At 43.3% G+C, this 12,243-nt stretch carries 7 protein-coding genes; all 7 read right to left on the bottom strand.

From position 1 onward, the window contains the following. Nucleotides 1–12 precede the first annotated feature (12 nt). The 7 genes from FXV77_RS05965 to FXV77_RS05935 all read right to left on the bottom strand — a co-directional run bounded on the left by FXV77_RS05965 (nucleotide 13) and on the right by FXV77_RS05935 (nucleotide 12,207). Complete coding sequence (locus FXV77_RS05965; RefSeq protein ID WP_246162292.1) at nucleotides 13–1,419, bottom strand: sialate O-acetylesterase; 1,407 nt, start codon at nucleotides 1,417–1,419, stop codon at nucleotides 13–15. Nucleotides 1,420–1,432: 13 nt separating this feature from the next. Beyond that, on the bottom strand, nucleotides 1,433–3,481 hold the full coding sequence (locus FXV77_RS05960; RefSeq protein WP_148918284.1) for an SUMF1/EgtB/PvdO family nonheme iron enzyme: 2,049 nt from the start codon (nucleotides 3,479–3,481) through the stop codon (nucleotides 1,433–1,435). After that, nucleotides 3,474–5,114 (bottom strand): sialidase family protein, encoded by a 1,641-nt coding sequence (locus FXV77_RS05955; protein WP_148918283.1) that lies wholly within the window; start codon nucleotides 5,112–5,114, stop codon nucleotides 3,474–3,476. The genes FXV77_RS05960 and FXV77_RS05955 overlap by 8 nt, the downstream gene beginning before the upstream one ends. Before the next feature lie 11 nt (nucleotides 5,115–5,125). After that, nucleotides 5,126–5,752, bottom strand: coding sequence for a hypothetical protein (locus FXV77_RS05950; protein ID WP_148918282.1), 627 nt, complete (start codon nucleotides 5,750–5,752; stop codon nucleotides 5,126–5,128). Between the two features lie 79 nt (nucleotides 5,753–5,831). Continuing rightward, complete coding sequence (locus FXV77_RS05945; RefSeq protein ID WP_148918281.1) at nucleotides 5,832–7,151, bottom strand: DUF5689 domain-containing protein; 1,320 nt, start codon at nucleotides 7,149–7,151, stop codon at nucleotides 5,832–5,834. A gap of 31 nt (nucleotides 7,152–7,182) precedes the next feature. Then, nucleotides 7,183–8,652 (bottom strand): SusD/RagB family nutrient-binding outer membrane lipoprotein, encoded by a 1,470-nt coding sequence (locus FXV77_RS05940; RefSeq protein ID WP_148918280.1) that lies wholly within the window; start codon nucleotides 8,650–8,652, stop codon nucleotides 7,183–7,185. Nucleotides 8,653–8,670: 18 nt separating this feature from the next. Further along, complete coding sequence (locus FXV77_RS05935; protein WP_246162290.1) at nucleotides 8,671–12,207, bottom strand: SusC/RagA family TonB-linked outer membrane protein; 3,537 nt, start codon at nucleotides 12,205–12,207, stop codon at nucleotides 8,671–8,673. Between the last annotated feature and the right edge of the window lie 36 nt (nucleotides 12,208–12,243).

Here is a 12,243-nt window from a genome sequence, read left to right as displayed (position 1 = left end):
ATGTCGCCTATACTACCAATCATCCGTGCGGACAGAAGATGCAGGAAGATCATCCGAATTATAAAAATCACCCTTTACCCACGCTTTAAAAGCATACCGAACTGCTGTGGGCTTGCTTACTTTAGGTGAAGACACCTCTATTGTTGAGCCATAGATTTGGGCGGTGGCTGGATGGAAAACCTTGTCATCACCTGCAACCTCAAAATTTGTCGACGTCTTATTTTTAAAATACAAACCCTCGGAAAAATCGAAAAACAGCGTCGCCTTATTTCCTTGTATCTGCATACTTTTATATACAGGTCCAGACCATTTAACGTCTTTAAAATCATAGCTTCTAGCCAAAGCTAAATAAGATAATCGTTTACTTACAGATGCCTTATCTGATGGATGGACAGTATTTTCGGCTCCTATATCCGTTAGAACGGCCATTCCTGATTTTGGAATATCTTTCAGTGCTTCCAGCTGCGCTTCTCTGACGAATGGGAAAAATGTATATGATTTATCCTTTGGCTGATCAAAAGGCGCTATTTGTACATAATAAAAATCCCAGTCATCTACTGTCCATGCTGTGCGCCATCCCTTCACCATTGTCGGCAACAGTTTTACATATTCATACCAATTTTTACGGTTAGTCTCTCCTTGATACCAGATTACTCCTTTAATGCCATAGCCTACCAATGGACTAATCATGCCGTTATACAAACCGGAAGGGGTATTTTTAGATGCGAGTGCCGTGTTTTCTACCGGCGGGATCCAAACGTTGGGAAAAGAACGCAAATCGTTTGTGGACATCCATGCTTCTATTCTCGTTCCTCCCCAAGCCGACTGAATAATCCCAACCGGCACCTTTAATTTCTCCTGAAGAATCTTAGCGTATCCATAAGCGACAGCACTAAACGTTGCTACCGATGTAGGGCTGGCAGCTTCCCACGTTCCAGAACAATCCTCAAGGGGCATTGCCCAACTTACTTTTTTAACCTTAAATAAACGTATCTGTGGATTATCGGATTGCGCAATGGTTTCGCTCGAGTTTAAAACGGGTTGGTTATTAAATCCTCTTAAAGGCATTTCCATATTAGACTGCCCCGATGCAATCCAGACTTCTCCGATTAAAACATCTGATAATACGAGATTTGTACCATCGTTGATCGTAATCGTATACGGCCCTCCCGCAACCGGTGTCTTTATTTTTGTTTTCCATGTTCCGTCTTCTGAAGATTGTAAGGTGTACTTCTTTTTATCCCATGAAGTAATGATAGTCATATTAACTCCAGAACTTGCTTTGCCCCAAATAAACACACTGCTTTGCTGCTGTAATACCATACCGTCCGAAAATATCGCAGGCAGTGTTACTTTAGCCGATAAGCTCCCTGCGAATAAAAACAGGCCCACCATTATTGAGATCAAATTTTTCATCATTTTCGTTTTTTATTTAGTCCGCATTTTCCATTAACCACGCCAAATTGAATCGGTAGTGGATGTTGCTGCTGATAAGGTGAATAATGCCGTCCGGGGATTGTGTAGCGGCTAGATATCCCATAGGTTCTGCATTGGTCTTACTTGTTTCAAAAAAACCGGTCCAGCCTCCGCCATTAAGATAACGGTGCATCCCGTCTGTCACTAATTTCTTGACGGGCCAGGTTTTCCCTTCATCAAATGAAACTGCGGCAAACAGGCCATACCCCTTATACTCTTTACCTAGACTGTCCTTAAAAAACAATCCGCGTCTATTTTCTTCCTTTTCTCGAGGGTGATGCGTAAAAGAGACTAATAGAATTGCCCCTTCATCCAATCTTCTCAACACCAATCGCTGACCCGCATAGATAGGCAAGAATTCAGACGCAGCATACGTCCAACTTTCTCCCATGTCTTTGGAGATACTGACAGGCATGCGCAGACCAGCGTATTTATCGCCTCCGTCGATATCGTTGCTCCTGCCCAGCGCCATCAAGTCTCCATTTTCTAATTGTACAACTCCTGCATGAATCCCGGCAATGACCGGACCCGTCCCTTGATCCTTAAAAACAGGTTTTTCCATAACGGAAGACGGCTTATACCAGCTTTTTCCATTGTCTTTGCTGATATGAATCGCTGTACCTCCCGACTGTCCCGGGAGAGCATCCGCAGGCTGAACAAGCCATCCCTCTTTTGTTCTGAACATGCCTGCGATGACCTGATTTTGTATATCATGTTCCGCATTTACCAATTGCGGTGTAGACCAAGTGGCGCCATTGTCTGTACTTATCCTCGACACAACCACTAAATTTTTCCATCCTCCCGCAACCTCAACACCGTTTGTGTGGAATATTGTACCTTCTCCATCATAAAATAATGACGATCCTGTAACGTTCCTATCAGGAACCCTAAAAAACTCGGAAGGTTCATCCCACGCTGTATTCCCCGCTCTTAATCTACTGGCAAGAATGACCATTTCTCTGCCTGATTCATCATCTGTAGAAAACCATATAGCCAACAAATCCCCATTGGGACACCACGTTATCGCCGGACAATGGTTATGTAAATAGAAGGGCGTGTTATTATCACATGAAGGTTCTTTCACGTAATAAATAGGTTCCATAAATACCGCAGCCGTCCGAGGTGCTGACCACTTGAATTTTTCTTCCTTCACCTCTAGGGCAAATGCTTTCGGGCTTTCAGCAGGAAGGGGTTTTGTGGATGGCAACTCCCCCTCTACTATTCTAAAACCTACCATCCAGTTTTTATCCTCTGGAATCATGGCCATGCGGTTTGCCGAACGCAGAAAATCCGGTGGCGTATTGTGACTTCCTCCTCTTGTCACCCTAAAAACTCCGGAGGTACGACCGATCGGATCTTTTTGTTTATCGGCAATATAACTGCCGTACCAATCATAGCACCATTCCTCTACATTTCCATGCATATCGTACAAACCCCATTGGTTGGGGGGAAATTGTGCAACCTGCAAAGAAACAGGCTTGGGATCACGGTTAAATTCTTGTACCTTATATAACTCCTTGGGAAATTTTCCCGCCATCGAGAAACCAGATAATGTCCCAGCTCTACAGGCATATTCCCATTCTGCCTCCGTTGGCAAACGGTAGTTTTTCCCTTCTTTTTTGGAAAGCCAATCACAGAAGGCGACAGCATCCTCATAACACACAAAAATAACAGCTTCATCATCTTCTTTGGACAGGCCTTTCTTTCCACGAAATTTCTTGTGAGTAGGATCAAATTGCTCATACTGAACATTGGTAATTTCGGTAGCCGAAATCTTAAACGATTTCGTGATATGTACCACATGGGCGGGGGCTTCGTCGAAGTTTTTTCCTTTCCCATCGGACCCCATATAAAATTGTCCTGGAGGAATAGCAATCATTTCCTGCCCGATACTGTTTATTTCTTTCGAAAGATTTGACAATGTTCCTTCCTGCCCCACAACAACCGAGCAGATCAGACTCAGCATAAAGGAAAGAAATAGATATTTATTTATTAGTTTATTCATCAATTTCTCCATTGATAACCAATGCCGATGTAAGCGCATTGCTTTTTCCTATTCTAAATCCATTATTCGCGGTACCGCTCGTTCCTCCCCACATATACAGTCTGAATACCACCGGGGTGCCCGGAGAGATATGTTGCAATTCGCCTATGCTATGCAGCTCCAGCTGTGGTTGTTGTAGACCATTGTTGTCATTGAATCCGCTGGAGACCACTACGGGCTCTCCTATGGTTTTAAAATCAGAACCGTCCATGCTGTACTTCCATACATAGTTTTTGGGGGCATCGTTTTGAATCCTCAATATAACGCCAACAGAAGAAAGGGCTATTGTCTTTCCCGGTTTTCCCTTCACAGAAAACTCGTAAAAGGCACCTGCACTTTCGGCGGAAGATAAATCTGCATATATCGGAGAGGACGAAGCAAATGAAGCAGTAGCTTTCTGCGGTACAAGTCCCGGGCCACGGCTTAGGATAGACGTTTCCAAGTCGTTATGTACATAAGTAGCACTGCTTGTCGTTTCATCGCCTACAACACCTTCCGTATCAAAATTCCAGGAGACCAACGGTTTGCCTTGAATAAGCTGTGGATCCAAAATCACGTGGCGTATGTTCTTTCGCCGCCATGAATAGACAATATGCACCAAACCATCGTTCGTTTGGATAACTGCTGGATAACTATATCCTCCTTCTTTATCGTTTTCCAGTACTAACAATGGATACCATGTTTCACCATCTTCCGAAATGGCAACATTTAGAGGCGTTCTCGCGGTCTCAGTATGGTTGTAAACCATTAATTGCCGTCCGTCTTGCAGGGTTACCGCGTCGTTCCCCGAATGGGGATTGGGGACATCCAACAGTTTGAAATCACGCCATGTCGTTCCTCCATCGTCAGACCATATGCTGAATACCCGCTTGTCTATCCCGGCACGACCTACCGCCTGCAACTTATTATTTCCATAAAACAAAATACTGGGTTGTATTACCGGTATCGATCCGTCTGTAACGGAAGGCGTTCTTGTCCATGTTTCCCCCCAATCGTCTGAACGCTCGAAATGCAGTCTAGATTGGATACTAGATGGGCTTAATATGCTTGTTTCTCCTATTCTTACCGGTTTATTCTTGATAGGGCCATATATGCCCTCGGGCAAACGTTCCGGAGTGCTCCATGTCTTCCCGTTGTCTGTAGAACGCATCAACATCCCCCACCATTCGGGAGAGGACGGCCCTACTTTATAAAACAGGAGCAAAGGGCCTCCGTCGGGAATCTGATATAATACCGGATTCCAGCAAGGGTATTGTACCTCGGAGCTATCCGGTAATGTGGTCATTCCGGTGATTACTTCCACAGGCGCTGTCCATTGTCCGTTTTCCTCCCTCGATAGCCAGATTCCCACATCAGGTTCTTTTTCTTTCGTTCCGCCAAACCAAGCGGCGACCAATCCTGCAGGTGTTTCTTCGATAGAGGAAGCGTGTAGCTCCGGTGTTGGGGGATCTACACAAATGTCTTCCATTTTGATAATTGCCGAATGGTTTATCTGCCATACTGAATCAGCCGGCACCGCGTCTCCCCGCCATTCAACTTTACAGTTGGCAAAACAAATACAAAAAACGCTAGAGATCAATAAACTTATCTTCATGATTTTATAATTTATTTTTCTTTAACAACTTTTCCTGATACTGAAAGTGCACTTCTTGTCGCACTACTTTTGCCGATACGGAAGCCATTATCCACGGTACTGTCCGTCCCTCCCCATGCATATAGACGAAACGTAATGGTTTGTGAAGAAGGTACATCTTGCAGCGCTTTAACAGTACTCAGATCTAAAGTAGGCTGTGGCAGGCCATTGTTAATGGTCGGTTTAGATTCGATTTCGCCTTGTCCTAGATCAATAAATTGCTCGCCATCTGTACTGTACATCCAACGGTAACTTTTTGGGGCATTTTTCTGGATCCTAAGTATAATGTCCAAGGCATTCAGAGATACTTGGTATCCTTTTTTTGCCTTTACGGCAAACTGGTAATAAGATCCCGCCTTTATGGCATCTTCCTTGGTTAGATTAACCGGAAATGCAGACGCAAAAGAATACGTAGTTCGCTGCGCCTTTATACCAGGACCACGGGATAATACGGAAACTTCTAGATTTGGATCTGTGGTAGTAGATGTACTGACTCTTTCACTACCTTTTACATCGCTCAAAAAATTCCATTCGAGGATTTGGGCTTTAAGGTTGCCGCTCAAACAGATAACAAATAAAATAACTATAAACTTTTTCATTTTTAAAATTGATTTAATGGCTTTTCCATTTGATTATAGGATCGCCGTTTTTTAATAAGATGAATTAAACTAAGCCTATTTACGGCATGCTTTCCTCCACGACTGTTCCCTCTATCGCTAACGCGTGTTGTGCAATGGTGAGACTTTTACCAATTCTGAAGCCATTATTGCTAGATATACTGGTTCCGCCCCATGCATACAACCGAAATATAACGGGTGCATCAGAAGTCAACATTTGTAGATCCGACACGGAGGAAAGATCCAACTGGGGTTGCTGTATCCCATTATTATCTGTAAATCCTGTAGTCCAGGTATATGGTTCTCCTATGTCGTTAAAAGTAATACCCCCGTCTACACTGTACATCCAGATATACGTTCTCGGGGCATTAGTCTGTATCCTGAGGATAATATCCAACGCAGAAAGGCTCACTATTGCATTATCTTTCGGTTTTATACTAAACTCATAATAAGAACCCCCTTCAATAGCCTCTTCTTTATCTGCATTAATAGGGAAAGTACTCGCATAGGAACCGCCGGCAGATTGGGGGGCGATACCTGGCCCTCTACTTAGCGTGGGGATCTCCAGATTGGGATCGGTGATAGTAGCGTTGCTCGTAGCTTCATTACCTACAGCGCCTAATAAGTTCCAAGCGAGAATAACGGTCTTGGCTCTTATATCTTCCATGCTCCGTGGCCAAATGGAAATTTCCGGTTCTGGAGAATTTTCTGCGGTATATAACATAGCAATACCCCTAACAGAGGCTGTTGCAGGAACTTGTACGGATGCATAGTCTGCCGTAGTTTCTGTATGAATCCGTGTTTCAGCTGTTCCATCGCTAAACACTTTGTCTCCGACAAAGAATTCTTCCCCGGTTGGTTCCGGAATAAAATCTCCGGCATAAATCTGTATCAGCGTACTCTCGTATGCAGAAGGATTGTCTGTTAGTTGCTTAATGGAAACTTGCTGCATGTGCGTCGTGTTTTGTTCTGATATTAACGCTATAGCATTTGTCCCGATGCCTCCAATCGTCAACGATCCATGCTCCTTTTTTAATGCGGCTCCTTGGATAGCTACGGAAACAGAATCTCCCGGTTTGTAATCTATTGCTTTTTCGCCCACATATACGTTGATTCCTCTTATCCTTTTCCGCGCTAGATGTTGAATGACGACGGTTCCTTCCGGTACATTGCCAGATGCAGCGTCTGAAATCACCACGCCGTTCATTTGTGTCGCTCCCGCGAGGTTGTCACTATTCAGAATAAGCTCTTCCCCTTTATAAAGCAAGCGCAAATTCTCTATCGATATGACCGGACTTAGCGTTCCCTCGACCCAGTCTTTCTCTTTACATCCCGCCAAACAACAAAGTATGGCTCCGATGATGAATAATATCGTTTTCATCTGTATAAATTTGTTTCTTTAACTCTCTTTATTATGGCTGCTGCCACCACACTTTGGTGTTTATATCGTCCGCCCCTTGCCTGGCAACCGCCTCATCATAGTGGTCTCGGTTGGTTGACTGGAGATATATCGGATAATTTATCCTGACAGGCATTTCACCATTGTTTTGCAATCCCGCTCCCTTGGGCAATTCGGGGTATCCTGTCCGTCGGTATTCAAACCATTGTTCGAAATCCGTAAAGAAAAGGGCATAGTATTTTTGCAGTTGTATTCTTTCAATCTTACTGCTTAGCCCTTCATCTTCATCCCATTTGATATACACACCGTTTAAATAGTTGGGGGGTACGGTATATCCCCAGAACGTTATGCCATTGACAATTCCTGTTTCATAGTGTTCCCGGGCATTTCCATCCGTCCATCCTCTTGCAGCGACCTCGGCCAATATCAACTGAAGTTCTGCATAGTTCATTATATTTCCGAGTAACGGTTCTGTCTTTAAGGCAAGCGGCAATGCTGAACGTGATGTTGGCGCCATGCCGACCGGATACCCACTAGGTATACCGGCATATTCTCCTTGAGATAATGTGGCCCATCTCCCAATCCTTGGATCACCCCAGTCTTTCAGATTGTCAACAAAGAAATTGGTCAGTTTATGCAAATTCCATTCCGCATCCCGCAGTGTATGGAAAGGCGATTGATAGGGTAAAGTTCCTGTCCATCGCAGTACTGCAGATTCGGCATTACTAGAAATCAAAGGATAGTTTGCTGCATTTGTTTGTACGATTTCCTTAATTTTAGTGCTCGCATTTGTTTCCGCCTTACCGGATACCCGAAGCAAAAGACGTAGATATAACGAATTTCCGAGTTTTCGCCAATTCAGCGCAACGCCTCCATATATCGGATCGGAGCCTGCTTGATCCCCCGGCAAATTTGTATTGACTTTCAGATGTTCATTTGCCTGCTCCAGTTTATTAAATATATCGCTGTAAATATCTTGCTGTTTATCAAATTTGGGCATTAGGATACCTTCTTTGCCTTGATTTGCCTCAAAATAAGGTACGTCCCCATACGTATCTGTCAGCAACGAAGCGACCCAAGCCTGACAGATCAACGCTATTCCCATATATGTCTTGTTCGCGTTGTCGCCGTCTACGGCCAGCAGATCTTCTGCACTTTGATACATGTTTTTAAAATTTGTTAGCTGTAGGAACCAATTATTCCAATTATAATCAGCTTCCGACCGCCGTAGGTCATAACGGAATATCCTGCCTTCCACATCGCCCATCAACACATGTACCTGCATCAACTCGTTATTAATCCTTCTAGCCGCCCTGTTCATATTCTTGCTGACGACATCGGTTATTGAAGGAGCAAGCAACGCTTGTGGTAAAGCAAATTCGCTGGAATTGGGATTTTTACTCAGTTCTTTAAATCCTTTTGTACAGGATAATATCGTTAACATGGCGAGGGCAAAAACCCATTGTTTTTTTATCATACTCATAGCTGTTCCATTCAATAGTTAAAAACCAACTGTTAAGTTTATTCCAAATGTGCGCGTTGCCGGGAACTGGGCAGTTTCAAAACCTTTATCTATACTGCCGTTGTTCAACGTGCCAAATTCAGGATCAAAAACCGGCCAAGCCGTAATCATAAACAAATCACGACCGTACAAACCTATTCTCGCTTTTTCCAACCCTAATTTTTGGGCTCTTGCCCTAGAAAAAGTATAATCTAAACGCATCTCTCTTAGTTTGATAAAATCTGTACTGAACATACTTCCTTCAAGATTTTCTCGTCCATAATGACGTGTATAATACGTCCATATATCCTGTGCAATCACGTCATTGGGGCTATATGTTCCGTCCTCATTGGCAATAACTCCCTTTCCGATGACACCATTATATCTCCCAGGAAGAGTCTTTTTGAGTTTTCCATGTTCTGCTAACAACGCATGTGTCAACGAATACGATGAACCACCGTACTGGCCATCTATCAACACATTCAAAGAAAATTGTTTGTATTTAAACTCGTTTCCTATACTAGCCCGCCAACGCGAATTACTGTTTCCCAGATAAATAGGTTCTGAGGTAAGCACAGGATAACCCTCCTCATAAACGATTTGCCCATCAGGAGAACGTTGATATCCCGGTCCGTATATAGCACTCATATTCCCGCCTACACGAGCCTCTATAGAACCTCTTCCAGACATCGTATTTTGTAACCGGAGAGCAAACAAACTATCTGTAAGCCGCTCCACCTTATTATCATTGGCCGCAAAAGTGGCAAACACCTTCCAATTGAGTCCTTTTGGGCTTTTCAGCGGCACACCATTAGCCTGTATCTCAATGCCCCGATTACTGACTAGCCCGCCATTAACAACCATATTATTGTATCCAGAACTCCTGTCTAAAGTGGCCGTAAGAATCTGATCTTTCGTATCTCCTTTATAAACGGTTATATCCAACCCCAAGCGGTTTTTGAAAAATCGTAAATCGGCCCCAAGCTCATAGCTTGTCGTATATTGGGGTTTCAAGAATTCATTGGGTAAAGTTGTCGGGTTGAGCAATCCTCCCGAAAAATTATTGGCAATTAAATAGGCATATGTATTTTGATAGGTTTTCGTGCCACCACTTCCAACGCCGGCGTAAGATGCTCTTAATTTTGCGAAAGAAACATATTGTGGCAATTCAAACATATCCGAGATGACCGCGCTCATATTGACGGATGGATAAAAGAACGAGACATTGTCTGTCGATGTCGGTATTGCCAATACACTATTCCAGTCATTACGGGCCGTAATATCCAAAAACAGGTAATTATTGTATCCAAGCGTAGCTAATCCATACAGACTGTTAATTTTGTATTCACTTCTAAACGGTAGCGCGGTTAATATGTCTCTCGCATTGGCTAAGGTGAACACTTGTGGGTATTGTAAAGCATTCGCTCTTAGTTCGTCTTTCACATATCGATTTTGCAATCGACTACCTCCCCCCGACAGCGAGAAATCAAATTTATCCCCCAATTTCCCGTTATATTTCAAGAGGAATTCGCTATTTACTTCTTGAGCAAAGATGTTCATCGTACGATACATCCCTTGAGGAAATTTCTGCGTATCCATCGGTCTTTGCTCAGAGCGGCTCTCATGCGATAAATCCATCGACGTACGCACCATCAGATTCAGATCTTTGGTAAAATCATACGTGGCCTGTACATTCCCGGTTAGCGAATTACGGTTAAGCTTATTAAGCATTTCATGTACGATAAGATAAGGATTATCGGGCGAAGTACTAAAAGGATAGCTCTGATCTATTCCCTCCAGTCCTGGCATCCAATAGTCTTTCAACCAGTCAAGGTTGCCGTTAGGGACTTGCATAATATTCCAATACATCACCGTTTGGTTATTATAACCTGTTGCTGGTAAATTATCACTACGTTTATTCGTATAGTTTATTTTTGTTGATATTTGTAGCTTATCGGTAGCCTTTTGGCTAGCCGAGAGTGCAACGGTATTTCTTCTATAGCCCGTATTTGGTACAATCCACTTGTTATTTACATCTGTAAACGAGAACCTCACAGCTGTTTTTGCTGTTCCTCCATCAAGTGTAACGGTATTGGTAAATGTTTTCCCGGTTTCGAAGAAGTCTTTCCTGTTGTTTGGATACGGTATCCAAGGTGTTCTTTCTATAGCACCTTTGTGCGTCAGGGGATCATATTGAAAAAACGATTGTCCATCAAATTTTGGTCCCCAGGCAACGCTGGAACTTCTGGTGCTGGAACCATCCGCCGTATTTCCCCAGGAAAAATAGTTTACTCCCTCAGCTCCTGAACCATATTCATACTGATAATCCGGCCAGCGAGAAATTGCTTCCATAGAAGTGTTAGAATTTACGGTAACTCCTATTCCTTTTACACGCGGTTTCCCTGATTTTGTCGTGATGATAATCGCTCCATTTGCACCCCGCTGTCCGTATAGCGCAGCAGCCCCTGGTCCTTTAAGTACACTTACACTTTCTATATCTTCCGGATTGATATCATTTAATCCACTCCCAAAATCTACCGGAGAATCACTTCCTAAATAGGAACCGTCTCCGGTACCAGTCATTTGTCCGCTACTATTGTTGATTACGACCCCGTCTACGACAATCAAAGCATCATTGTCTCCGGTTAGGTTATTTTCCCCTCTTAGTATAATCTTATTTGATCCGGTAGGCCCTGCACCGGAACGGACTAGATTCACTCCAGCCACTTTTCCCGATAACGCATCGGTCCAATTATTGGACAAAGCATCCGTCAGCTGCTCGCCCCCGATTTGCGTAACCGAATAGCCCAAGGCTTTCTCTTGCCTTTCTAGACCCAATGCCGTTACAACAACCTCATCCAACTTGGATTGTTCTTTAATAAGATGAACTTGCAATTGCCGATCTCTCCCCACCTTTTTCTCCTGTGAGCTATACCCCAGATAGGAGAACAGTAAAATCGCATTTTCGCTGGGGACACTAATCCTAAAATTGCCTTTTGTATCCGAAACGGTTTTTATCTGCGTGCCTTTCACGGTTATGCTAGCACCTGCTAAGGGTGTCGGAGGTTGCTGGGTATCATAAATTGTACCGTTTACGACTACAGTATCCGTTTGCACGAGTCCGTTTCTCGCTACCACGTCGCGTTTCTTCTCTAGAATAATCGTCTTTCCTTTGATTGTATAGGACAACATTAAGTCGTCTAGGATATTGTCCAGCGCAGTTTTTAAGGCTGTATTTTGCAAATCAATCGTAATCGGCGTCGTACTTTTTACAATATTTTCATTATAAATAAAATAGTATCCGGTTTGTTTATTTAACACCCGAAAAACTTCCTTCAAGCTAACTTTGTGAGCTTTTAAAGTAACATGCTGAGCGACTGTCTTAGCGCTGAGGTGCATGCTGAATAGTAATAGTATAATACCAGTAAACTTCATAATTAAGAATGTTCGTCGAAATGGAGAGGAAATTCTATTACTTATTACATCGCCCGTCGGTATTTTAGACCGTCGGAGTTTAAAATGTAACACTTCTTTCATACATTTGAGTGTTTGATTATTAATTATTAAAAAGAT

Origin of the sequence: Sphingobacterium phlebotomi (assembly GCF_008180195.1) — a bacterium.
Taxonomy (GTDB): Bacteria; Bacteroidota; Bacteroidia; order Sphingobacteriales; family Sphingobacteriaceae; genus Sphingobacterium; species Sphingobacterium phlebotomi.
The sequence above is the reverse complement of the archived record's forward strand: the minus strand, read 5'-3'. Positions and strand labels throughout refer to the sequence as shown.

Bases quoted from the DNA above. Each gene is read 5' to 3' on its own strand.
- FXV77_RS05965 (WP_246162292.1), bottom strand. From the start codon at position 1,419: ATGATGAAAAATTTGATCTCAATAATGGTGGGCCTGTTTTTATTCGCA.
- FXV77_RS05960 (WP_148918284.1), bottom strand. From the start codon at position 3,481: ATGAATAAACTAATAAATAAATATCTATTTCTTTCCTTTATGCTGAGT.
- FXV77_RS05955 (WP_148918283.1), bottom strand. From the start codon at position 5,114: ATGAAGATAAGTTTATTGATCTCTAGCGTTTTTTGTATTTGTTTTGCC.
- FXV77_RS05950 (WP_148918282.1), bottom strand. From the start codon at position 5,752: ATGAAAAAGTTTATAGTTATTTTATTTGTTATCTGTTTGAGCGGCAAC.
- FXV77_RS05945 (WP_148918281.1), bottom strand. From the start codon at position 7,151: ATGAAAACGATATTATTCATCATCGGAGCCATACTTTGTTGTTTGGCG.
- FXV77_RS05940 (WP_148918280.1), bottom strand. From the start codon at position 8,652: ATGAGTATGATAAAAAAACAATGGGTTTTTGCCCTCGCCATGTTAACG.
- FXV77_RS05935 (WP_246162290.1), bottom strand. From the start codon at position 12,207: ATGAAAGAAGTGTTACATTTTAAACTCCGACGGTCTAAAATACCGACG.